This is a genomic window from Streptomyces sp. NPDC018031, assembly GCF_044327625.1.
Classification (GTDB): Bacteria; Actinomycetota; Actinomycetes; order Streptomycetales; family Streptomycetaceae; genus Streptomyces.
This window is the reverse complement of the sequence record NZ_JBIRFT010000016.1, coordinates 135,931-159,382: the sequence shown is the minus strand read 5'-3', so window position 1 is coordinate 159,382 and position 23,452 is coordinate 135,931. Positions and strand designations below refer to the sequence as shown.

Below are 23,452 nucleotides of genomic sequence, written 5' to 3'. Positions count from 1 at the left end.
GCGGGAGTCGTTCTTCGGTCGGTCCCGCGGTGTGGTCACCACTTTTCCCGGAGCCGCTAACGCTCCGGAAACGACTCACTCACGCCCCGCGAACCGACCGCGCGCGAGCGGGGGAGACCGAACCGCCGCCGGCCTGGAGCACCGCGGCTCTGGCGCCCGCACACGGCCCCGAACCGTCTCCGAGCCGAAGCTCGGAGACGGCACCGGCGAAGACGGACGAGCCGGCGGGGAGGACTACACGGCCGTTCCACGCCCGATCCGCTGAACTGAAGGGGCGCGCACCGCCCCATCGCCGATCTCTCCGTTGGCGGCCTTTGATCGCGGTGGCTTCCTGCCGCACCGCCCCCGGCTCCGGCACTTCCGGCATGAATCCGACCGCTGCGCCCCACGTCGTCTACCGACGTGCCCGGTGAGGATGGCGGAGAGCCGGCAGGTGATCCAGAATGATCGGATGGTCACACTGGAGACTCCCCGTCTGATCCTGCGCCGCTGGCGCGAGGAGGACGTTGCGCCCATGGCCGCCGTCCATGCCGACCCCGAGGTCATGCGGTGGATCCGTGACGGCAGCGTCCGGGACGAACAGCGGACTCGCGACGGGATCCAGGCCTGGGAGGGCGAGTGGGAGTCACGGGGCTTCGGCCTGTTCGCCGTGGAGATCCGGTCCACTGGCGAGCTGGCCGGGTTCGCCGGCCTCGCGGTGCCCGACTACTTGCCGGAGGTACTGCCGGCGGTCGAGGTCGGCTGGCGGCTGGGACGTTCCCACTGGGGACAGGGCCTGGCCACCGAGGCCGCCGTGGCCGCGGTTCGGTTCGGGTTCGAAGAGCGAGGGCTGGAGCGGATCGTCAGCATCATTCAGGTGGGCAACGACGCCTCCGAACGGATCGCGACCAAACTGGGCATGCATCCGGTCCGGGAGACCGTCCATCCCACCTGCGACCGGCGAGTGCGGGTGTTCGAGTCGACGTCGGACCAGTCCGTGCCCACCGCTCGTTGACGGCGGCGGCGAAGCGGTGACCTCGTGACGGCCTGCGAGTCGCGGCCATGGCCTCGGCGGCCGCCGCGCCGGGGACGGCGCCCTCCCCGGCGCGAGCTCGAAACCGCGCCAGATGGTCTCCAGCCCGTCCCGGCCGGTGACCTTCTGCTCCGGCACCGCGGCGAGGCGACCGACGCCGAGGGAACATCAGGGGCACCGCACACCGGCGTGGATCCCGATCCTCACGACTGTCGCGACGGGCCGCGAGCGTCGGCTCCGTCCCATCCCTCGCCCAGGTCGGCGAGGGTGCCCGCTGAGCGGTTCGCGATTCGATCAGGAGTCGAGGCGCTGCGGCCCGGGCCCGACCTCGCGGACGACGGTGTAGGTGGGAGCGCCGCTCATGCGAGCCTCAGCCTTGCCGGACAAGCCCTCGAGTGCCGTGCCGATGGCGGCCATACGGCCGTCGGTGTCGGAAGTCTCCACGAAGGCCCGGTAGTCCGCCTCGCTCGCCCAGTGCACGATGTTGTACACGCGGGTGCCATCGGTACTTACGTGGAAGCGAGCCGACCGGTAGCCGGGATGGAAGCGCACCCACCGCTCCTGGATCCGCGCGAAGGCCTCCACCAGCTCCCGTTGGGTGTCGAAGCCGTCGACGGTGTAGTCGATGATCGAGTAGAAGCCGGTGTCCGCGTTCACGTCATGCTCCTCAGGTCGGTTGCGGGGCGATGCCTCGATGGCATCCTGCAACCTCAACCACAGTTGAGATCAAGGGCTCTACCGGTGTTCCCCGCGTCACCGGCCCGGCCTCGCACTGACCTCGCCGCCGCCCGGGACACGGGCCTACTCGCCCCTCTACCGGAACGGCTCCGTCGCTTCCGTTTCGTTTCGGCAAGTCGTCGGTGTATCACGTGTCCTCCCCGGGTCCGCCGTCCGGACGGACCCGGATCGGCAAACTGTCAGGAGGGCACCGCGGGGCATCTGGTGCCCCGCGGCGGGACTGTCAGGTCAGTGAGGTAGCTGTCCACGGCGTCCTCCATACACGGGCCGCTGGTGACACTGCCGTGCCCGTGCCCCTCGTAGGTGAGGAGCACGCCGCTGCGGCGGAGCTGCCGGGCCACCGAGACCGCCCACGGGTAGCCGGTGGCGGGGTCGTGCAGCGCGTTGGAGACCAGGATCGGCGGGGCTCCGTGTGCGTCCAGGCGGTGCTGCGGGTTGGCGGTCGGCGCGCCCAGGCACGCCGCTGCCATGTGGATCGGCAGCAGGTACGGCAGGTCGGGCGCGGTCTTGCTCATCATGGCGACGAGCGAGGCGTACTCCCGGTAGTCGCGCACGGGCAGGCGCCAGTCCGAGCAGAAGACCGGGGTGGCCATCGGCAGCGGCGCTATCGAGGTGGGCGACGCGGGCAGCGGCCGGCTCGCGTCCATCCCCGCGATCGCCTTGGCCAGGCCCGCGTAGTCGGCCGCATAGAACTTCCGGAACGCGATCTTGTTGACCAGATCCGAAGGCGACAGCGAGGTACCCGGCCCATCCGGGTCCTCCAGCTCGCCGCGCCAGGCCCGGGCCAGTAAGTCCCGCCAGACAGCGCGGACGTCGCGACCACGCAGCGCGCAGTCCGCGGCACCGGCGCACCACTTCACGAACTCCTGGAAGGAATCCTGTGCCGTGGCCGCCTCGGACCGCAGGAAGTCACGAGTGGTCGGCACGCTGTGGTCCATGACGCTCTCCAGCACCATGGCGCGCACGCGGCGCGGGTAGGTCTCGGCGTACTGCGCACCGAGCAGCGTGCCGTACGAGCTGCCATGGAAGGTCAGCTTCCGCTCGCCGAGGGCAGCTCGGAGGGCGTCCAGGTCCCGGACCGTCTGGGCGGTGTCGAGGTGGTCGAACACCGGGCCGGTACGGGCCCGGCAGTCGGCCCGGAGCCGCTTGTTGTACGCCAGGGTGGCGTCGAAGTCCGCCTGGCTCTTCAGCTCCGGTGACGGCCGCTCGGCAAGCAGGTCGCCGGAGCAGGTCACCGGGTTGCTGCGGCCCACGCCGCGCGGGTCGAAGCTGACGATGTCGAACCTGCGGCGGACCTCGGTGCTGAACCGGCTGATACGGTCCTCCACCATCTCCACACCCGAGTCGCCCGGCCCGCCGGGGCCGAACACCATCGGGCCGACGCGCGCGCCGGGGTCGGTGGCCTTGCGGCGGGCCACGGCCAGGTCGAGTCTCGGCCCGTCCGGGTGGGCCCAGTCGACCGGCACCGAAAGAGTGGCGCACTCGGCTCCTGGCTTTGCCGGGTCGCCGCACGGTGACCACCGCAGGGCCCCGGTGGCGGACGGCGACGCCTGGACGGCGGGAGAGGCGGCGAGGCCGACGATGACCACCATGGCGGCTCCCGCGGCCATGGCCCTTGCCGGCGCGGCGGTGCGCCGCAGTGCGGATCTGCCCCTTGACGGCACGGATCCTCCTTTGAAGAGAGCGGTTGTGTCCGGCCTGCGACCCCGGGGCGGCCGGCACGGCCCGGGTCACCGTCGTCACGTTAGGTGCGCTGTTGCCCGAGTGGTGTCCCTGTCGGGGGCTTTTCCGGGACGGGTCGGGGACAGCTCAGGGGTGATCGGCGCAGGTCCACTAAGGGTCAGGGTCGGGCCAGGGGGAAGGCCCGTCGCCGTCCCGGTCGGCCCGTCGGCCACGACGCGGCGCTCCCAGGACTCCGCCCGGGCAGGAATCGGTAGACGGGCCCGCGCGTGCCGGCAGGCGCCCCTCCCCCGGCGAGCCGGGGCCGAGGGTGACACCGCGACACCGCGATGGAGTAGGGGTTCTGCCGGGGACGGCTGACGCTTCGGCGGGGCTGGGCTGCGGGCCGGGGCCGGGGCCGGCTCCACGGTTCGCCACGGCATGGAGCGGTGTTCGGCACAGTCGTGGCCTGTCGTGGGTGTGAGTGGCGGAGCGTGCGTTGCCCTGCGACATGCGCCACCAGGCCCGCGCGCTCGCGCGGTGCGCCGTCAGGTGATAGGGCTCCGGCGCTGCCGGGAAGCCCGTCGGAGCCCAGGTAGCGGTTGACGCAGGGGCCGTCTTGAAGGGTGCGCCGGATGGCGGCCACGGTCCCCCGCGTACGCGGGTCGACGGGTGGGCGGTGGCCGTGGAGCAGACCGAGCAGGAGGCCGGCGTCCAGTTCGTCGCTGCGGCGGAGCGCACGTAGCTGTTCAGCCGCGGGTTGCAGCAGCGTGCTTCGACGAACTCGGCGTTGGCCTCTCGCTCTCGCCGCCAGCGCGGCGTGCCGGTCGGGGATCGATGCCGTCTGGCCAGGTCTGGACGTCGGGGTCGGCTTCTTGCCGTCCGTGCGCCCCGCGGCCTGTCAGTGCGGCTGCCGCTCGCCGTGGTAGCGCTGGGCGAGCCGGGCGAGGGCGACCGCGCCGAGCAGGAGGCCGAAGTCACGCAGTGCGACGTCGTAGTGGCCCGGGGTGGTCAGCAGGTTGACGATGATGCCGGCGAGCCATCCGGCGACCAGCCAGCCCCCGAAGCGCGGAGCGATGGCGACGGCGAGGCCCGCGACGATCTCGATCACTCCGACGGCGTACATGGCGGCCTGCGCGGTGCCCGGGACGATGTCGTTGATCCAGGGCGCCAGGTAGGTGGGCCAGTCGACGAGCAGGTTCGCGAACTTGTCCAGCCCGAACAGGATCGGCGCCACGGTGAACCCGGTGCGCAGGATGACGAACGCCTGGTAGCCGGGGTCGGTGCGGGCGGCCCGTCGGGGGGTGGCGGACGTGGTGGTTGTGGTTGCGGACGACATGACGCCCTTCCTTCTATCGGCAACACTTACTTACCATAGAAACGCGCCGACCTTCTTTAGTCAATGACTTTGGGTTTTACAATGGTGCTCATGGACCACCCGAAACAAGCGCCCCACCCCGACGTCTCCGCCGTCGCCGCTCTCGACGAGCCGACCCGCAGGAGGCTGTACGACCACGTCGTGCGCCAGCCGGGGCCGGTCAGCCGCGACGAAGCCGCCGAGGCCATGGGCCTGGCCCGCAAGACCGCGGCCTTCCACCTGGACCGCCTGGCGGACGAGTCACTGCTCGACGTCATCTACGAGCGGCGCAGCGGCCGCACCGGCCCGGGAGCGGGCCGGCCCGCCAAGCTCTACAAACGCTCCACCAAGCAGGTGACCGTCAACCTGCCCGAGCGCCACTACGAACTGGCCGGACGGCTCCTCGCACAGGCCCTGGAGGAATCGGAGGCCACCGGCGAGCCCGTCCGTGCCGTCCTGCACCGGAAAGCCCGCGAGCTGGGTACTCAGCTCGCCGGACAAGAGCCGGCGGGCGTCTTCGACCTGCTGGACGACAACGGATTCGAGCCGCGCCACGAGGGTGCCGCCATCGTCCTGGGCAACTGCCCCTTCCACGCGCTCGCCCGCGACCACACCCGGACCGTGTGCGGCATGAACCTTCACCTGCTCCAGGGCGTGCTGGAAGGACTCGGCGAAACCGGCCTCCAGGCCTGCCTTCAGCCCAGCCCCGGCCACTGCTGCGTCCGCCTCCAGCCCGCTTCCGCACCGCCCGTGAGCGTGCGGCGCCCCTGAGAACCGCCGTCGCCGGCAGCCCGCAGGCCCTCCTTCCCACTCCGAGGAGAACGTCATGGACTTCGCCACACCGGCCAGGGACTCGGCGCCGGATACGGCCGACCTCTCCGCCCGATTCACCGGGGTCCCCGCGCCCCAGACCACGCTGCCGTCCACAACCCCGCTGCGCGTCGTCCACGACACCGGCGGTATCGACCTGGGCGAAGCCGAACGCGCCGCCGCCCGGTTCCTCACAGCGCTCGGCATCGAAACCGACACCGAAAGCCTGGCGGGTACCCCCGGCCGCATGGCCCGTGCCTACGCCGAACTGTTCAGCCCCCGCCCCTTCGACCTGCCGACCTTCCCCGACGACGAGGGCTACGACGAGCTGGTGCCGGCACGCGGCATCCCCGTCCGATCCGTCTGCGAGCACCACGTGCTGCCCGTCGCCGGCACCGCCCACGTCGGCTACCTGCCCGGCCACCGCATCCTCGGCCTGTCCGAACTCGCCCGCGTCGTCGAACACTTCTCCTGCCGTCCGCAGGTCCAGGAACGCCTGACCAAGCAGGTCACCGACGGGCTGCACACCCACCTCGAGCCCAAAGGGGTCGGCGTCGCGATCGAAGCCGAACACACCTGCATGACCCTGCGCGGAGTCCAGGCCACCGGCTCCAGCACCCTCACCTCCACCCTCCTCGGCACCCTCCGCCACGACGCCCGCTCGCGTGCCGAATTCCTCGCCCTCGCCGGCATGCCCACCTGAACCTCCAGGGCCCGCCGGCACCTGCCGTCCCCTCCGGTCCCGCCTCCGAGCCGAGCGGAGCCGCGGAATACCGGTGCCGCGGCGGTCGGCGGTCTGAGATAAAAGGTGGACACGCAACCGATCCGGTGAGGCTTCCCGTGACGATCACCTGGCGCAGACTCGGTGAGTCCGACTTCCCGATGCTGAGGGAGTGGCTCCGGCAGCCCCATGTCGCACGCTGGTGGAACCACGAGACCTCGCCCGAGGCGGTCGCACGCGATTTCGGTCCGGCGGCCCGGGGCGAGGAACCTTCGGAGGACTTCCTGGTCGCTGTCGACGGAGACCCGGTCGCACTGGTGCAGCGGTGCCGGCTCGCCGACTATCCGCAGTACATCGGCGAGCTGGCGTCCCAGGCGGAGGTGCCCGAGCAGGCGATGACCCTCGACTACCTGATCGGTGACGCCCGGCTGACCGGCCGCGGGCTCGGCACGCGCATCATCCAGGCGATCGTCGCGGCCACCTGGATCGACCACCCGGACGCGAAGAGCATCGTCGTCCCCGTCCACTCCGCCAACCGCGCCTCCTGGCGGATGCTGGAGAAGGCCGGACTCCACCGCTACACCGAGGCATTTCTGGAACCCGGCAACCCCGTGGACGACCGGCTGCACTTCGTCTACCGGATCGACCGCCCGACCGACTGACCGGTCCCCCGCTCACCACGGCCGACGCCCGGTTGCGCCCCGGCACGGGCGGCCGCGGGCCGAATCGTCGCCTCGCCCCTGGTCCTGCCCGGGCCCGACCGCCAGCTCACCGGCCTGGCCGGCGAGCCACATCGCCATCGAAGCCGTCCCGGACCTCGGCGCGCCGACGCGTCGTCGCACGACGGACGCGTCGGCCGCGGGGTGAAGAACCGGCCCCCGGGGCCGGAGCACCCGCCGTCCTGCCGGGGCGGGCGAGGCAGGGGGCGTCGCCGCACCGGTTCCGTTCAGGGCGTGGTGGGTCGGCAGGCGGGGTGACCCCATCCCTGCGGGCCCTTGGCGATGGGGTCCTTGGCGGCGTAAGAGCCTCCGCAGTAGCACCTGCCGGGGAACTTCGCCTTGATGACGCCGCCTGTCGGGCGCCGGGCCCCGGCGCCCTCTTCACCGTCCCGGCCACGGGTCGGGCCGGCCGGTCGGGGGCGGGTGGTGCCTGGTGGCCGTGTGACGTGCCGGCGGCGTGCTGGCTGGTGGCGGCGTCGCTGGCGGCCTGGTCCGCGAGCGCGTTGAGGAGGTCGCCGTCCGCGCGGTGCGCCGGGACGTACACGAAGTCCACGTCCCGGTCGTCCAGGAGGGTGTCGATGCGCCTGACGAGCTCCTGGTTGGCCACGGGCTTGCCCGCCGCCGTCTTCCACCCGTTGCGCTTCCAGCCCGGCAGCCACTTGGTGACCGCGTTCATGGCGTACTGCGAGTCCATCCGCACCTCGAGCGGCACGGTGGGGTCGGTGGCCTTCAGCAGTTGTTCCAGGGCGGTCAGCTCGGCGACGTTGTTGGTCGCCTTCCCCAGCGGGCCGGACTCCCACTGCTGCGGGACCTCATGGACATCGGCGACGACATAGCCCCAGCCGGCCGCCCCGGGGTTCCCTTTGCTCGCCCCGTCACACGCGGCGATGATGCGATCAGACATCCTCCGATCATGCCAGCGCGGCCGGCGCGGCCGCACTCGCCTGCCACGGGCCGCCCCGTCCCGGCGAGGCGCGGCCCGGTCCCCGCCGGGTTCCCTTCGCTCCTGTGGGCGTGGACCCCGCGACGTCGCCGAACTGTGCCTCGCCGATCGCGGGCGAGGTAGTGGATCGGCTGAAGAGGCCACCCTGACGCGGCTTTCGTTGCCCAATCGTCATCGATGCCTCTCTTGATCGTCCGTGAGTTCGATGGCTAGCTTCGTCCGTCAAGACCATCCGGTAATCGGTCAGTCCAGTCCGATCCGGATGTGGACGAAGTGGAGACTCCATGACATCGCGCCCTTCGCGCACGCGCCGCGTCGTAGCCCCCGTTGGCATGGCCATGGCCACCGCACTGGCCTTCTTGCCGGCCACGGCCTCCGCGTCCTCCGGTGACCAGCGTGCCGCGACCGACCGCAGCGCCACGGCGACCCCGGCGGCCGGCGGTGAGAAGCTCAGCTACGTCGTCAACGTGAAGAAGGGCAAGGGGCACCTCGCCCCGGTCAAGAAGGCGATCGTCGAGGCCGGCGGCACCATCGTGATGGCGTACGACCAGATCGGTGTGATCGTCGTCCATGCCTCCAACGCCGACTTCGCGGCGAAGCTACGCGCCGTCAAGCACGTGGAGTCCGCGGGCGCCACCCGGACCGCTCCGCTCGCCGCGCAGAGCACCACCGACGCCGGGGGCGCCACCCAGCCGCTCACCGCCGAGCAGGCCGAGGCCGCGGCCGCGCAGGCGGCGCCCGGACAGGACCCGATGGAGCCGCTCCAGTGGGACCTGCCCGCCATCAAGGCGGACAAGGCGCACCTCAAGAGCCTGGGCAGCCGGGACGTCACCGTCGCGGTCATCGACACCGGCGTCGACGACACCCATCCCGACCTCGCCCCCAACTTCGACCGGGCCGCCTCGGTGGACTGCGTGGGCGGCAAGCCGAACACCGCCGAGGGCGCCTGGCGGCCGTACGCCACCGGCGGCAGCTCGCACGGCACGCACGTGGCCGGCACCATCGCCGCGGCGAAGAACGGCACCGGCGTCACCGGCGTCGCGCCCGGCGTCAAGGTCGCCGGCATCAAGGTGTCCACGCAGAACGACGGCATGTTCTACACCGAAGCGGTGGTCTGCGGCTTCGTCTGGGCGGCCGAGCACGGCGCCGACGTGACCAACAACAGCTACTACGTCGACCCGTGGATGTTCAACTGCACCACGGACCCCGACCAGAAGGCACTGGTCGAGGCGGTCTCCCGGGCCACGAAGTACGCCGAGCGCAAGGGCGCGCTGAACGTGGCCGCGGCCGGCAACTCCGCCTTCGACCTGGACGCCGACACGATCCTCGACGACTCCAGCCCCAACGACACCACCCCGGGCGACCGCGAGATCGACCCGTCGGTCTGCCTGGACCTGCCGCGCCAGGTGGACGGGGTGGTCACCGTCTCCTCGACCGGAGCCAAGGGCCTGAAGTCCTCCTTCTCCAACTACGGGCTCGGCGTCATCGACATCGCCGCCCCCGGTGGTGACGCGACCAAGTACCAGAAGCCGGACGCCCCCGCCGAGGACGGGCGCATCCTCAGCACGCTGCCCGGTGGCGGCCACGGTTACAAGGCCGGTACCTCCATGGCCTCCCCGCACGTCGCCGGTGTCGCGGCGCTCATCAAGAGCACCCACCCGAACGCGACGCCCAAGCAGGTCAAGCGGCTGCTCACCGGGCAGGCCGACGAGCTGGCCTGCCCGACGGAGTACGACCTCGACGCCGACGGCAAGGCCGACGCGGTCTGCGCGAGCGACGAGAACGGCACCGGCTTCTACGGAGTCGGCATGACGGACGCGCTGGACGCCGTCGAGAAGTGATCCACCCGCCGGCGGCGGGCTGCCCACCGGCAGCCCGCCGCCGGTGCCGGGTCTCGCTTCGTTCCGGCAACGCCGCGGTCCGGCCCGCTCGCCGGGGCGGCTGCGAACCCGCCCCGGGGCCACTCCGGTTGCGCTCCGCGGTCCCGGCCGTGCCGCCGTGCGGGTGCCCGGCCGCGGCCTGAACCGACCCGCCGCGTGGTGACCGGGCCGTTCCGGTGGCAAGCTCAGCGGCTGACGACGGTCTCCCGCGCCACATACGACAGCTTCTCCGGGTTGCGGACGTGGTAGGCCCCGGTGACACAGCCGTTCTCGACCCGCACGGCCACCACCCCGTCGATCTCCCCGTCGACGCGCACCAGCAGCCCCGGGCCGCCGTTGATCTGAACCGGCTCGACCGACCTGTCGGCGTCGCGCTTCCACCAGCCGCCCGCCAGCAGGCGGGCCACGTTGTCCGCGCCCACGATGGGCCGCGGCAGGGCGTGCCTGACTCCGCCGCCGTCGCTCAGGGCGACGACGTCCGGCGCGAGGATGTCGAGCAGGCTCTGCAACTCGCCGGTCTCGACCGCTCGCTGGAAGGCCTGGAGCGCCGCGCGGGTCTGGTCCGGGGAGACGGGGCCGCGTGGTCGGCGCGCGGCGACGTGTGCCCGGGCCCGGTAGGCGAGCTGGCGGACCGCGGCCGGGCTCCTGCCGACGGCTTCGGCGATCTCCTCGTAGTCGTGATCGAACACCTCGCGCAGCACGAACACCGCCCGTTCGACCGGCGCGAGCGTCTCGAGCACCAGCATCATCGCCATCGAGATGCTGTCGGCCAGTTCGACGTCCTCGGCCACGTCCGGCGCGGTCAGCAGTGGTTCGGGCAGCCACGGCCCGACGTAGGACTCCTTGCGCCGGCCGAGCGCACGCATCCGGTCCAGTGCCTGCCGGGTGACGATCCGCACCAGGTAGGCACGTCGCTCCCGTACGGTCGCCGGGTCCACGCCCACCCATCGCAGCCAGGCCTCCTGCAGGACGTCCTCGGCATCGGCGGCCGAACCGAGCATCTCGTAGGCGACGGTGAACAGCAGGTTGCGGTGGGCGACGAACACCTCGGTGGCCGAGTCGACCCGCTCCGCCCGGCCGGCACGATCAGGCGGCTCGGCTGCGCTCGTGGTCCGTTCGCTGCGCTCGCTCATACCCGGCTCCCGCCTGTTCGCTCCCAGCCCTGCTCCACCCACCAGACGCCGGTCCCCGCCATTCCGTAACACCCCCGCTCGGTGGCCTGTGCCACACCCCGGCGGCTGTTACCGGCGCCGGGCCGCCGACGTCTCGTGTTCGTCAGCACGCCGCGAACGAACGACCGGCAACGGCAGGCGGCATCCGAGGGGCGGCGGGACCGCCGGTCCCCTCGGCTGCGTCCAGCCCCACCCGGCGCATCGCTTCGAGCGGCGGACCCGGTGCGCCGCGGTACCGCGCCGTACCAGTCGTACACCCCGGCATCCAGGAGGCACGGAACATGAACCCCGGTAAGTTCGCAGTGGCGGGAGCAACCGGAAGGTTGGGGCGCCACGTCATGGACGTCCTCGCCGAAGGCGGGCACCACGCCGTGCCGATGTCCCGCGCCACGGGCGTCGACATCATCACCGGTGAGGGTCTCGCCGAGGCCCTCACCGGCGTCGACGTCATCATCGACGCAGCGTCGTGGCACGCCTCCGACCAGGAGGCCGCCACCGAGTTCTTCCGCACCGCCACCCGCAATCTGCACGAGGCCGGCCTGCGTGCGGGAGCCAGCCGGATCGTCGCCGTGTCCATCATCGGCGCCGACAAGGCCACCGCCGGCTTCATCGCTGCCCAGCAGGTGCACGAAGAGGCCCATCGGGCCGGCCCGCTGCCCGCTCGCATTCTGCGGGCCGCGCAGTTCCATGAGTTCGTCGGTCAGCTCCTGGACTGGCAGCAGGGCGAGGTCGCCCGCATCCCGGCCCTGCCCACCCAGCTCGTGGCCTGCCGCACCGTGGCGGAGACGCTGGTCGACCTGGCCACCGACCTCGACTCGCCGGCCCAGCCGGATCCCGGAACACCGATCCCCGAGATCGCCGGGCCCCGAAGGGAGACCTTGGCCGAGGCGGCAGCGCTCCTCGGCGCCCGTCGAGGCATCGAGGTCGTCGAGGTCGACGGCTCCGGCATACCCGATGCCGAGACGGCGGCGGCCGGCGGGTTCCTGCCCGGTCCGCACGCCAGGCTCGCCGGCCCCACGTTCCGGGAATGGCTCGACACCCAGCCCTGATGCGGACCGGCCCGGCCTGCGCCCGCGAGGGAAGTGCGTGTCCCGGGCCGCCGTCCGGCTCGCCAGGGCGGGTGCGGTGACAGGTCCGCGGCGCCACGACGGGGGGCCCTGACCGTCAGGGGTGTCGGGTGCGCGGATGGGCACCCGGCCGGCGGTCCGGCGCGTCTCCCGGGCGCGGGGCCCTGGTGGCCGCCGCGGCCCGGGCCCCGTTCAGTCCGGCCAGGTCCACTCGATGCCGTACACGCCGGGCGTGCATTTCGCGGGCAGCAGGTGCGTCGTGTGGAAGTCGTCGAGGGTGGCCCGGTGGCGGCGCTGGGGCTCGCCGTCGAGCTGCCGGCGGTAGTAGTGCCAGCAGCTCGACGGGAGCGCCCGGGGGTGGAAGCGCACGTGGAGCAGGTAGGCCCGGAGCGGCGTGGTGACGCGGCGGTCGTGTTGGCGGGAGAGGCCGTCGGCGCGGGAGCGAAGCGTGTACTCGACGACCGCGGTCTCGTTCACGGCCAGTCGGCGGCCGAGGGGGATGTCGGCTGCCACGCAGTCCACTTCCGGCAGGAACCGGATGGCCGGCGCCGGTCCGTAGGGGACGGTGAGGTCGATCGTCTCGGCCTTCGGCGAGTCCAGGGAGTGGATGACGGTCAGGTGCCGGACACCGCTGCGTACGGCGCGCACCACCGTGGTGACGCGTGTTTCGTCGATGAAGCGGTGCTCGTTCACGTTCACCGCCTCCTGGACGACCAGTCGCCGAAGGTCGGCGTTGAAGTGCGGGAAGGCCTCCCCCAGGACCTGTTCGACGTCGGAGTTCTCGCCGTAGACGCCGCGGATGGCGGCCGGGTCGTGCGGCGGGGCCCAGCCGCGTGGCCGACGGGGGCCCAGCAGCGAGCTGAGGGTTCCCGTCGGCAGGCCGAGCAGCGGCTCCAGCGCGTCCACGGCGCGCAGGGACTGGGGCTTCTCGGGCTGGCTGCGTCCGCTCTGCCAGTAGCTGAGGGTGGCGAGGCTGACGGTGATGTCGTGCGCCTGGAGGTGGTCGCGTATGCGTTCCAGTGACAGCCTGCGCCGACGCAGGGCCTGGCGGAACACGGACGCGAACGTCGTGTCGGGACCGTCGGTGGGGGGGACGTTCGGCATGGCTCTTCCAGCGGGCGGGAGGCCGCCGGAGGGCCGGGCAGGTGACCCAGGGCTCCGGCGGGTAGGGCTCGATGGCCGTTTCGGGTGCCAAGTGGCCAGGGCCGCCCACCTTATCCGGTGGGCGGCCCGTGGCCGATGGTGCTGCGGTCAGTTGGTGTTGAGGGTGAGCCCGTAGTAGCGGAGGGTGTCGTCGAGCGGCTGGAAGTACGAGGAGCCGCGGGAGTAGACGCCGCCGGTGCACTGCTGGCCGATCGGGCCGCCGGAGGTCATGCCCTGGGCCTGGTTGCCGGAGATGTAGGCGCCGCCGCTGTCGCCGCCCTCGGTGCACACACTGGAGGTGGCCAGGCCGGTGACCACCGTGTCGGGACCGCCGTTCTGGTCCTTGTAGGTGACGGTGACGTTGTACGAGCCGACGGTGCCGCAGGTCCACCCGGTGGTGGCGCCGGACTTGCACAGCGCGGCACCGGACGCGGCGCGGCTGCTGCCCTTGACGGCGACCGTGCTGGTGCTGCCCTGACCCCAGGTGCCGACGGCGGTGGTGATCGAGTGGCCGGAGTTGATCGAGGCGATACCCATGTCGACGCTGCGGGTGCCGAGCGCGAAGCGGGTCTTCACGCCCTTGGCGAAGGCCGTTCCGTCGTAGCGCAGGGTGGGCAGGTTGGAGACGCAGTGCCCGGCGGTGACCAGGTACTGACGGCCGGACTGGTCCCGGGCTCCGTACCCGACGGAACACCACCCGTTGGTGTCGTTGATCGTCATCTTGCTGCCGGGGTAGATCGCGGCCTGGGGCGCCAGTGGCTTCTCCCCCCGCACGACCTTGACGGCGTCACCGTGCTTGGCGGCCTCGGCCAGGAACGCCTTGGCGGCGGCCCCCTGGGTGTCGTTCACCTTCACGGTGACCTTGTCCGAGGCCAGGTCCACGGACCAGGCGACCACTCCGGCCGGAGTGCGCTTCGCGGCGACGGCGTCCAGCTTGGCCTTGATCTCGTCGAGCTCGGCCTGTCCACGGGCGGGCACCCGGGCTTCGAGGCCCGCCTTCTCGATCCTGTCGACATCGGCGGCCCGGCCGGCGTTGACGGTCAGCTTGCCCGAGGTGTCGAAGAAGGCTCCGTCGACGGATATCCCTCTCTTCCGCAGCCCGTCGAGCTTGGTCTGCTGGGCGTCCTGCCGGTCCAGCCGGTCGATCGCGGCCTTCTCGCTCACACCGAGTGAAGCGGCGAGCGCCTGCACCATCTCAGGCTGGTAGCGCGGAGCGGGCGCCGTCTCCTGTGCCTGCGCCATGGTCTGGGTTCCCAGCACCGCGGAGGCCGACAGGACAGCGCCCACCACGGCAATACCGAGATTACGGGAGTTACGCACAATGAATCCTTCCGAATAGCGGACAGGAACCCGAGGGGGGTGATATCGCCGAACCGCACGGGAATGCCGTGTCGCCGAAGAGAGGACCCCTGTCCGGCGGGAGTGGAGAACTCGCCGCGACCGGAACTATGTCCCAGCGCATCGCCGCGTCACAAGGTCCACGACGGCGGCAACTTTTAACAGAGACTCCGACATAAATGTTGAATGGAGCCAGGCCGGCGCTTGCCCCACCTGGGGTTATGCCGGTCCTCGCGCAAGCGGGCACCGTCCCGCCCCGCGGCGGACTCCGGCGCGGACCCGGACGGCCTCACTCAAGGAAGAACCTTCCGGCGGGGAATGGCTGCACTGCCCTCGGTGCAGACTGATCCGCGCCCGGGGGAAATGGGGAAGGTTTATCTGTTTCAGTCCCCGAAGGGCATGTTCGGTCATCCCGCCGAGGACCGCGGCGGGCCTGGACCGGCTTCGGCCCGCGGCACGGGTTCGGACCTCGCGCGGGCAGGTCTCGACGGTGCTTCAGCCGAGGGAGACACCACACCCGGAACGCCGTCGACGCGGTGCGGAGCACCGGTGCGCGGTTCGCGTTCTCCGACGGCCGCGGCCATCGGGAAGTCCGAGAACCCGAAAAGCGGCCGGCGAAGATCGCCGGCCGCGAACACTCAACCCGACTGTCGGCATCCGTGACGTGGACGCCGCAGCGGTCTCACCCGCCGAACCGCACGCTCTGGGCCCGGTACCTGCCCCACGTGATGGCCGTGTGGGAGGGCACCACCTCGCTGACACCGGCGCAGCCGTAGTTGTCGAACACCCGGGCGGCGGTGTCGGTGTCGTTGTCGACTCCCAGGGCGGGCGTGTCGAAGTCGTAGCACACGAAGTCGGTCGGGTTGACGAACCGCCCGTGGCTGCCGTCGATCCGGTCGTAGACGAATGTGCCCGTGGCGGCCCGGGCGTCGGTGGCGGGCCCCACGGCCAGGAGGAGCGCGGCGCACAGGGTCGGTACGGCACGGGTGGCGGACAGGAGCTTCGTCACGGTGTGTCCCTCCTTCCTTCTGGGCCCGTACCGTGCGGGCCCCTGCCGGCCAGGGTCCCGCTGCCCGGACTCCGGGTTAAGGCCTCTCCCCCGCGCCCACCCGATCGAAGGACGGCCCGCTTCCCTGTTCCTTCCACGGCCTGCTCACTCACCCCACCATGCTCGTCCACCACGCCCAGGGGAACCGGCCCGGCCGGCTCGCCGGGCCCGTCACCATCGAGGTCCGCGAGCGGATGCCGTCCGATTCCCAACGGCCCGGCCATTTCCCAACGGCACGGCCATCTCCCAACGGCACGGCCATTCCCCAACGGCACGGCCCGTTTCCGCGCCACCCGGCAGCGGTGTGATCATCATGGGAAAGTGCCGCTTTCCCGTGTGCCGCAGCGGCCGGGAAGTCCGTCAGCCGTTGATCCGCGGCCGCATGCCCATCGCCTTTGAGTTCCTGTTACGGCAGCGCCCTGCGTGTTCTCGTGGCAGTGCGGTCCGCGGTGCGCGACCATACGGACGCCGGCACGGAAACGACCGTCGGCGTCGTCGTGAGAAAGGGCCCCGGCCGGCCACCCGCCCCGCGTCCACCGCCGCGGACCTGGTCCGACCCTTCCGGCCGGCGGGTGCCGGGGGCGCGCTACGGACCCGGTTCGCGGTCGCCCGACACCAAGAGAAGACAACGTCAGGAACAGCAGCCAGCAGAAGGAAGCACCGAGACAGAAAGAAGGACGGACGTGTCCGGCAGCGAAAGCGAGAACCCGGCAATCCCCTCTCCGGCCCCCACTCCGACCCGCCCCAAGACGAACCGGGACTGGTGGCCGAATCAGCTGGATCTACAGGTCCTCCACCAGCATTCGCCCCGCGCCAATCCGATGGGCGCGGATTTCGACTACGCGAAGGAGTTCGCGTCCCTCGACCTCGACGCGCTGAAGCGGGATGTCTTCGAGGTGATGACGGAGTCCCACGACTGGTGGCCTGCCGACTACGGGCACTACGGGCCGCTCTTCATCCGGATGAGTTGGCATGCCGCCGGAACGTACCGGATCGCCGACGGGCGGGGCGGTGGTGGCAGCGGCGCGCAGCGCTTCGCCCCTCTCAACAGCTGGCCGGACAACGCGAGCCTCGACAAGGCGCGCCGGCTGCTCTGGCCGGTCAAGCAGAAGTACGGCCGGAAGATCTCCTGGGCCGACCTGCTGGTCTTCGCCGGCAACTGCGCCATGGAGTCGATGGGCTTCACGACGTTCGGGTTCGGCTTCGGGCGGGAGGACGTCTGGGAGCCCGATGAGATCTTCTGGGGGCCCGAGGACACCTGGCTCGGAGACGAGCGTTACAGCGGCGACAGGGAACTCGCCGGTCCGCTCGGCGCCGTGCAGATGGGACTGATCTACGTCAACCCGGAGGGGCCCAACGGCAACCCGGATCCCCTGGCCGCGGCCGGGGACGTCCGCGAGACGTTCGCACGGATGGCGATGAACGACGAGGAGACGGTCGCGCTCATCGTCGGCGGCCACACGTTCGGCAAGTGCCACGGGGCGGTCGATCCCTCGTACATCGGCCCGGAGCCCGAGGCCGGCCCCGTCGAGCAGCAGGGTCTCGGCTGGCGGAACACCTACGGCAGCGGCAAGGGCGCCCACACGCTCACCAGTGGGCTCGAGGGCGCGTGGACCACGGAGCCCACGAGGTGGGACAACGGGTACCTGGACAACCTGTTCCGGTACGACTGGGAGTTGACGACGAGCCCCGCCGGCGCCAAGCAGTGGACTCCCACCGACCCGTCGGCCCAGGGCACCGTGCCCGATGCCCATGACCCGTCGAAGAGGCATGCTCCCATGATGCTGACGACGGACCTCGCGCTGAAGGTGGACCCCGTCTACGAGCCGATCGCGAAGCGCTTCCACGAGAACCCCGACCAGCTCGCGGTGGCGTTCGCCAAGGCCTGGTACAAGCTGCTGCACCGCGACATGGGGCCCGTCTCGCGGTACCTCGGCCCGTGGATTCCCGAGCCCCAGCTGTGGCAGGACCCTGTGCCGGCGGTGGATCACGAGCTGGTCGCGGACGAGGATCTCGCCGCTCTCAAGGGCACCATCCTCGCCTCCGGGCTGTCCATCGCCCAGCTGGTCACCACCGCCTGGGCGTCGGCGGCGAGCTTCCGCGGGACCGACAAGCGTGGCGGGGCCAACGGGGCACGGATCCGGCTCGCACCGCAGCGGGACTGGGAGGTCAACGACCTCCCCGAGGTGACCGAGGCGCTGAGGGCCCTCGAGCGGATCCAGCAGGACTTCAACCTGTCCCAGTCCGGCGGGAAGAGGATCTCGGTCGCCGATCTGATCGTCCTGGGCGGGTGCGCGGCCGTCGAGCAGGCCGCGAGGAACGCCGGGCACGACATCGCGGTCCCGTTCGCCCCGGGGCGCACGGACGCCTCGCAGGAGCAGACCGACGTGGAGTCGTTCGCCCCCCTCGAACCCCGGGCGGACGGGTTCCGCAACTACCTGCGGGCCGGGGAGAAGCTCCTGCCGGAGACCCTCCTGCTGGACCGCGCCAACCTGTTGCTGCTGACCGCTCCGGAGATGGCGGTGCTGATCGGCGGCATGCGGGTCCTGAACACCTGCTTCCAGCGGTCCCCGCACGGCGTCCTCACCCACCGGCCGGAGACCTTGACCACCGACTTCTTCGTCAATCTGCTCGACATGGGCACGGAGTGGAAGGCATCGGCCTCGGCGGAGAACGTATTCGAAGGCCGGGATCGCGGTACCGGCGAGGTCAAGTGGACCGCCACCGCCGTCGACCTGGTCTTCGGTGCGAACTCCCAGCTCCGGGCGCTCGCGGAGGTCTACGCGGCGCAGGACGCGGGAGAGAAGTTCGTGCGTGACTTCGTGGCGGCGTGGGACAAGGTGATGAACCTCGACCGGTTCGACCTCACCTGAGTCCGGTGTCCCTGCCGGCCGCTCCACCGGCCGGCAGGGCCGGCCCCCGACCGCCGCCATGACGACGGCGGCTCCCGGTCCCGGCGCGCTCGGGCCGCTCCGGCGGCGAGTGCCCGGCGGGGGACGGAGACCGCGGTCCGGACGCCGCCCCGCTGAGGCAGCCTGCCGGTGGACGGAGGTGCCCACCCTGCCGTCCACCGGCGCCGTCCTTGCCCGGCGGGGCGGGCACCTCCGGTCCCCCGTATCCTTGCCGCACGCCCTTCCGCCAACCGATCATGTCTGTCGTGGAGCGGCCGAGTGAGATCATCGAGTGCGGGGACTTCGTCCTGCGGCGCTGGCGGGGACAGAGCGACTTCGGTCCGGCGTTCACGCTGATCGAAGAGTCCGTGGACCATCTTCACCCGTGGATGCCGTGGGTCGCCCGGCACAGCGAGAAGAGCACCCGGGAGTTTCTCGCGAAGTCCGAGTCGAAGTGGGCGAGCGGCGAGGTGTACAACTATGCCGTCGTCGCCGGCGGCACACTCAGCGGCATGTGCCAGACCTACCGCGTGGGCGAACGCCGGGGATGGCGGATGGGGTACTGGCTGCACCCGGCCGCCACCGGCCGGGGCATCGCCACCAGAGCCACGGCGGCCATGCTGGCCGAGATGTTCGCCCTGCCGGGCGTGGAGTACGTGGAAATAGCGCACGACCTGGCCAACACCCCCAGTGGTGCCGTTCCGCGCCGGTTGGGGTTCACCGAAGTCCGGCGGGAGCGGGCGACTCCCCCCGTGGCTCCGGCCGGCAGCGGCATCGATGTGGTCTGGCGCCTGGACCGCCCCGGCCCTCCCGGCGCCGCTCCCGCTCCCGGCGGGTAAGGACGGCCTCGTCCTCGGACGCGGCGGCCAGGACGGAGTGCGGCCGCTGCCGGTGGCCCGCGCGCCGCTACTCGCCGCGCCGCGTGTCGCGGCAGCCGGTCAGGCGGGCCGCGGTCAGCGGTGCGGAACCCCGGGCAGATTTTGCCGGCGGGCACCAGTGGCCCGGTACGTCACACCGCCCACCTCCCTTATGGGGGCCCCGCACATGCCCCTGCCGGCGCTCCTTGCCTAGCGTGTGCCCCGCGCGGGCGCCGAAGCGGCGCCGTGGAGCCGGCGAAGGGGTCGAGAACATGCGGTACGGAGGAGACCGGCGAAGGTGGTGGCGGCTGCTGCTCGCGTTGTTGATCTCGGTGGGGGTCGGGGTGCCGGCCGCCGGTGGGAGCGCGGCCGCCGCCGGGCTGCCGTCGTACCTGACCCAGGAGGCGAGCTACGGAACCGGCACCGTCGGGAACGGCTGGGAGCGGGTCGAGCGCTATCTCGACACCACCAGTGGTTTCCGCACCGAGGGCTTTCCGCAGGACGGCCGTGGCGACCAGGACGGCAAGCGGGTCACGTACTTCGGCGGGGTCTCCCGCCCGTACTCCGGCCGCTTCCTGCTCTACTCGGCACCAGGCTGGAACACCGGTGCCCGCACCACGCCCGTGCTGCTGGTCCATGGGGCCAACGACACGGCGGACCGCGCCTGGGCCAACCCCGGCGAGGCGGGCGGCTACGGCTGCGGCGCCATGTCCTGCCCCTCGACCGGGCTGATGCAGTACCTCTCCGAGCGCGGCCACCGGGTGTTCGCGGTCGGCTTCGCACACAAGCAGGGCGACAACCTGATGCAGGCGCAGATCGTCGGCGACGCGATCGCGGTGATCAAGGCGAAGCTGGGCGTCGGCAAGGTCGACCTGGTGGGCTGGAGCAAGGGCGAGATGTCGACCCGGGCATACGTCTCCTCGGTCAAGCCGAGCTGGGGGCGGTCCTACGCCGGGGACGTACGCCGACTGGTCACCGTGGGCGGTCCCAACGGCGGCTACGACTACCCGTACGCGCACGGCTGGGCGCATGACTTCTCCATCTGGCCGGAGTGCGGCGGAAAGGTCAACGCCCCGTCTCCGCACTCCCATATGACCTGCTACGGCCGGTACACGGCACACCCGGAGTACTCCATGACGCCCTCCGGCGGTCACGACAACTACCCCGGGCAGCGGCAGATGCTGGCCCGCTGGGACGGGGTGTACGGAGTCGACGGCGCCGCGCAGGACTGGCACACGACCTACTACGGCGGTCAGGGCTTCTACACCGCGGGCGGCGGCATCCAGGCCGCCATCGACGCCGGCTCGCTGATCAAGCCACTGCACGACGCCGGGGTACCCGCCTCCGTCGCCACCTACCTGCTGGCCGGCGGCTCACCGGACGTACCGGGGATCTTCAACGAGAACCGCGGGCCGAGCGACGGGGTCGTGTTCGTCTCCAGCGCGCTGGACACCACCGGCATCGCCGCCGTCGGCGGCAAGGCCACCGTCTCCGGCGCCAACCACCTGGAACTGGGCTGGCACAGCGAGGCGGCGGCGCGGATCGCCGCCTGGCTCTCGTAGACCCGAACCGACCCGCAGGACGTACGAAGGACCGGAGATGACCGCGAGCCCACTGCGCACCCGCCGGGTGCCGACCGCCCGGCTGACCATGCAGATCACCGAGGTGCGGGAGGAAGGCGAGCCGGTCGTCCTCGTGCACGGCAATGTGTCCTCCGCGGCCTTCTGGCGCACCACCCTGCCGCTCCTGCCCGAGCGCTACCGGCCCATCGCGCCGGATCTGCGGGGCTTCGGCGGCACCGACCCGCTGCCGATCGACGCCACCCGCGGACTCCACGACCACGTGGACGACCTCGCCGCGCTGCTTGCCGCGCTCGGGGTGACCCGGGCCCATCTGGTCGGCTGGTCCATGGGCGGCGGGGTGGTCATGCAGTACCTGCGCGAGCACCCGGCCGCGGTGCGTTCGGTGACCCTGGTCAACCCGGTCTCCCCGTACGGATTCGGCGGGACCCGCGGGGTGGACGGAATCCTCAACTCCGCGGACGGGGCGGGTTCCGGCGGCGGCACCGCCCATCCGGAGTTCGTCGCCCGCCTCGCCGGGGGCGACCGTGGCGAGGAGTCCCCGCTCTCGCCCCGCTCGGTGCTGGCGGCCTGCTACGTCAAGCCGCCGCTGCGCCCCGCGTACGAGGACGAGTACGTGGAGGCCATGCTCACCACCCGCACCGGCGAGGACCACTACCCGGGCGACAGCACGGCCACCACGGTCTGGCCGGGGACGGCGCCCGGCACCCGGGGCGTACTCAATTCGCTCTCCCCCCTCCACTTCCGGATCGACGACCTGCATCTGGTCGACCCCAAGCCCCCGGTGCTGTGGATCCGGGGCGAGGACGACGTCATCGTGTCGGACACCTCGATGTTCGACCTGGCGCACCTGGGTGCGATCGGCGCGGTGCCGGACTGGGACGGCACCCCCGCCCAGCCGATGGTCGCGCAGACCCGCGGCGTCCTGGAGCGCTACGCGGCATCGGGCGGCGCGGTACGGGAGGTCGCCGTGGCGGGCGCCGGGCACGCGGTGCACCTGGAACGGCCGGAGGAGTTCGGCTCGGCGCTCCTGGAGGTCCTGGAGGTCCTGGCGTGACGGTTCGCCTCACCCGGCAGGGAGCCGTCCGCGGCCGTGTCTCCCCGGACGGGGTGGTGTCCTTCCTGGGCATCCCTTACGCCGCCCCGCCCTTCGGTCCGCTGCGGTTCAGCGCGCCGGCCCTCCCCGAGCCGTGGACGGGCGTCCGCGACGCCCTGTGCTACGGACCGACCCCGCCCCGAGCCCCTTATCCACCGCCCTTCGACGCCTTGGTCCCGGAGGATGTCCGGCCCGGCGAGGACTGCCTGAACCTCAACGTCTGGACCCCCGCGCCGGAGCCTGGGGCCGGGCTGCCGGTGATGGTGTGGGTGCACGGCGGGGCATTCCAGAACGGCTCGGGGTCCACCTCCGGGTACGACGGCGGCGCCTTCGCCCGCGACGGGGTCGTCTGCGTCACCTTCGACTACCGCCTGGGGACCGACGGTTTCCTGCACCTGCCCGGCGTTCCCGGCAACCGCGGCCTGCTGGACCAGGTGGCCGCCCTCCGCTGGGTGCGCGACAACATCGCCGCCTTCGGCGGTGATCCCGGCCAGGTGACCGTCTTCGGCCAGTCGGCCGGCGCGATGAGCATCGGCCAACTGCTCCTGCTGGACGAGGCGCGCGGGCTGTTCCGCCGGGCGATCCTGCAGAGCGGCGCCTGCCACCACTTCCTGCGCCCGGCCACGGCGGCCGGGATCGCGGCCCACCTGGCGGCCGAACTCCGCATCGAGCCGACGCCGGAGGCCTTCGCCGCGGTCCCGCTCGCCGAACTCCTCCTCGCCCAGGGCGAACTCCGCACGGAGTTGAGAAGCCGCCCCGACCCGGCACTCTGGGGCGAGGCGCTGCTCAACCTCATGCCCTTCGAACCGGTGAGGCCCGAGCTGTCACTGCCCGGCCCGGACGACCCCGGCGTGGACCTGCTGGTCGGCAGCACCCGCGAGGAGTACCGCTTCTTCCTGGTCCCCACCGAGCGCATGGACGCCGTCACCGAGGAACGCCTGCATGTCATGGCCGCCGCCTACGGCGTCGACCCGGAGCAGGCCCTGCCGCTGTACCGCGCCACCCACCCCGCCGCCACCCCGGGCGAAACCCTGGCGGCGCTCGCCACCGACTGGTTCTACCGGGTCCCCGCGATCCGGCTGGCCGAGGCCGTCCCCGGCTCGTATCTGTACGAGTTCGGCTGGCGCTCCCCGCGGTACGGTGGCCGGCTCGGCGCCTGCCACGCCCTGGATGTGCCGTTCGTCTTCGACCGGCTGCACGACCCCTGCTACGCCGCGCTGCTCGGCCCCGAGCCGCCCCAGGCGCTCGCCGACGCGATGCACGGGGCGTGGGTCTCCTTCGCGAAGACGGGCGACCCCGGCTGGCCCGCGTACGACACGGATACCCGCAGCACCATGATGTTCGGCCCCGAGCCCGGCCCGGTGGCCGACCCCCGCCCGGAGCAGCGGGCGCTGTGGGAAGGGGTCCGCTGACCCTCCCCA

General features: G+C 71.8%; 18 protein-coding genes and 1 pseudogene. 11 read left to right on the top strand and 8 right to left on the bottom strand.

Annotation, left to right across the window (positions count from 1 at the left end; all coding sequences use genetic code 11):
* Positions 1–451: 451 nt before the first annotated feature.
* Positions 452–994 (top strand): GNAT family N-acetyltransferase, encoded by a 543-nt coding sequence (locus tag ACH4B3_RS27980; protein WP_398467357.1) that lies wholly within the window; start codon positions 452–454, stop codon positions 992–994.
* 312 nt (positions 995–1,306) lie between these two features.
* On the opposite strand, the gene ACH4B3_RS27975 is transcribed toward ACH4B3_RS27980, so the two are convergent.
* From ACH4B3_RS27975 to ACH4B3_RS27965, 3 genes are all read right to left on the bottom strand, one after another.
* Positions 1,307–1,669, bottom strand: coding sequence for an antibiotic biosynthesis monooxygenase family protein (locus tag ACH4B3_RS27975; RefSeq protein ID WP_398467355.1), 363 nt, complete (start codon positions 1,667–1,669; stop codon positions 1,307–1,309).
* Between the two features lie 260 nt (positions 1,670–1,929).
* Positions 1,930–3,360, bottom strand: a complete 1,431-nt coding sequence (locus ACH4B3_RS27970; protein ID WP_398467367.1) for an alpha/beta hydrolase — start codon at positions 3,358–3,360, stop codon at positions 1,930–1,932.
* A gap of 950 nt (positions 3,361–4,310) precedes the next feature.
* Positions 4,311–4,748, bottom strand: coding sequence for a hypothetical protein (locus ACH4B3_RS27965; protein WP_398467353.1), 438 nt, complete (start codon positions 4,746–4,748; stop codon positions 4,311–4,313).
* 84 nt (positions 4,749–4,832) lie between these two features.
* On the opposite strand from ACH4B3_RS27965, the gene ACH4B3_RS27960 reads away from it, so the two are divergent.
* From ACH4B3_RS27960 to ACH4B3_RS27950, 3 genes are all read left to right on the top strand, one after another.
* Complete coding sequence (locus ACH4B3_RS27960; protein ID WP_398467365.1) at positions 4,833–5,537, top strand: helix-turn-helix transcriptional regulator; 705 nt, start codon at positions 4,833–4,835, stop codon at positions 5,535–5,537.
* Between the two features lie 55 nt (positions 5,538–5,592).
* A complete protein-coding gene (gene folE / locus ACH4B3_RS27955) occupies positions 5,593–6,279 on the top strand; it encodes a GTP cyclohydrolase I (protein ID WP_398467351.1) in 687 nt (228 codons plus the stop codon).
* Positions 6,280–6,416: 137 nt separating this feature from the next.
* Complete coding sequence (locus ACH4B3_RS27950; protein ID WP_398467349.1) at positions 6,417–6,959, top strand: GNAT family N-acetyltransferase; 543 nt, start codon at positions 6,417–6,419, stop codon at positions 6,957–6,959.
* 284 nt (positions 6,960–7,243) lie between these two features.
* Here the strand turns inward: ACH4B3_RS27950 and ACH4B3_RS27945 are convergent.
* Positions 7,244–7,920 (bottom strand): annotated as a pseudogene (locus ACH4B3_RS27945) (ribonuclease H).
* A 323-nt stretch (positions 7,921–8,243) separates the two neighbouring features.
* On the opposite strand from ACH4B3_RS27945, the gene ACH4B3_RS27940 reads away from it, so the two are divergent.
* Positions 8,244–9,800, top strand: a complete 1,557-nt coding sequence (locus ACH4B3_RS27940) for a S8 family serine peptidase (RefSeq protein WP_398467347.1) — start codon at positions 8,244–8,246, stop codon at positions 9,798–9,800.
* A gap of 224 nt (positions 9,801–10,024) precedes the next feature.
* On the opposite strand, the gene ACH4B3_RS27935 is transcribed toward ACH4B3_RS27940, so the two are convergent.
* Positions 10,025–10,972, bottom strand: coding sequence for an RNA polymerase sigma-70 factor (locus ACH4B3_RS27935; protein ID WP_398467345.1), 948 nt, complete (start codon positions 10,970–10,972; stop codon positions 10,025–10,027).
* A 320-nt stretch (positions 10,973–11,292) separates the two neighbouring features.
* Between ACH4B3_RS27935 and ACH4B3_RS27930 the strand changes: the two genes are divergently transcribed.
* Positions 11,293–12,060 carry an SDR family oxidoreductase gene (locus ACH4B3_RS27930; RefSeq protein ID WP_398467343.1) on the top strand — a complete coding sequence of 256 codons (768 nt, stop codon included), beginning with the start codon at positions 11,293–11,295 and terminating at the stop codon, positions 12,058–12,060.
* A gap of 210 nt (positions 12,061–12,270) precedes the next feature.
* Here the strand turns inward: ACH4B3_RS27930 and ACH4B3_RS27925 are convergent, their stop codons facing one another.
* From ACH4B3_RS27925 to ACH4B3_RS27915, 3 genes are all read right to left on the bottom strand, one after another.
* Positions 12,271–13,182 (bottom strand): hypothetical protein, encoded by a 912-nt coding sequence (locus tag ACH4B3_RS27925; protein ID WP_398467341.1) that lies wholly within the window; start codon positions 13,180–13,182, stop codon positions 12,271–12,273.
* 147 nt (positions 13,183–13,329) lie between these two features.
* Positions 13,330–14,463 (bottom strand): S1 family peptidase, encoded by a 1,134-nt coding sequence (locus ACH4B3_RS27920; RefSeq protein ID WP_398467363.1) that lies wholly within the window; start codon positions 14,461–14,463, stop codon positions 13,330–13,332.
* 778 nt (positions 14,464–15,241) lie between these two features.
* Positions 15,242–15,568, bottom strand: coding sequence for a hypothetical protein (locus tag ACH4B3_RS27915; protein WP_398467339.1), 327 nt, complete (start codon positions 15,566–15,568; stop codon positions 15,242–15,244).
* A 722-nt stretch (positions 15,569–16,290) separates the two neighbouring features.
* Between ACH4B3_RS27915 and katG the strand changes: the two genes are divergently transcribed.
* The 5 genes from katG to ACH4B3_RS27890 all read left to right on the top strand — a co-directional run bounded on the left by katG (position 16,291) and on the right by ACH4B3_RS27890 (position 23,443).
* The gene (gene katG / locus ACH4B3_RS27910; RefSeq protein WP_398467337.1) at positions 16,291–18,480 is read left to right on the top strand and encodes a catalase/peroxidase HPI; all 2,190 of its coding nucleotides are present in this window, start codon (positions 16,291–16,293) and stop codon (positions 18,478–18,480) included.
* 275 nt (positions 18,481–18,755) lie between these two features.
* Positions 18,756–19,337 carry a GNAT family N-acetyltransferase gene (locus tag ACH4B3_RS27905; RefSeq protein ID WP_398467335.1) on the top strand — a complete coding sequence of 194 codons (582 nt, stop codon included), beginning with the start codon at positions 18,756–18,758 and terminating at the stop codon, positions 19,335–19,337.
* 290 nt (positions 19,338–19,627) lie between these two features.
* The gene (locus ACH4B3_RS27900; protein ID WP_398467333.1) at positions 19,628–20,917 is read left to right on the top strand and encodes an esterase/lipase family protein; all 1,290 of its coding nucleotides are present in this window, start codon (positions 19,628–19,630) and stop codon (positions 20,915–20,917) included.
* Positions 20,918–20,954: 37 nt separating this feature from the next.
* The gene (locus ACH4B3_RS27895; RefSeq protein WP_398467331.1) at positions 20,955–21,992 is read left to right on the top strand and encodes an alpha/beta fold hydrolase; all 1,038 of its coding nucleotides are present in this window, start codon (positions 20,955–20,957) and stop codon (positions 21,990–21,992) included.
* The gene (locus ACH4B3_RS27890; protein WP_398467329.1) at positions 21,989–23,443 is read left to right on the top strand and encodes a carboxylesterase/lipase family protein; all 1,455 of its coding nucleotides are present in this window, start codon (positions 21,989–21,991) and stop codon (positions 23,441–23,443) included. Before ACH4B3_RS27895 ends, ACH4B3_RS27890 begins: the two co-directional genes overlap by 4 nt.
* The last annotated feature ends 9 nt before the right edge of the window (positions 23,444–23,452 follow it).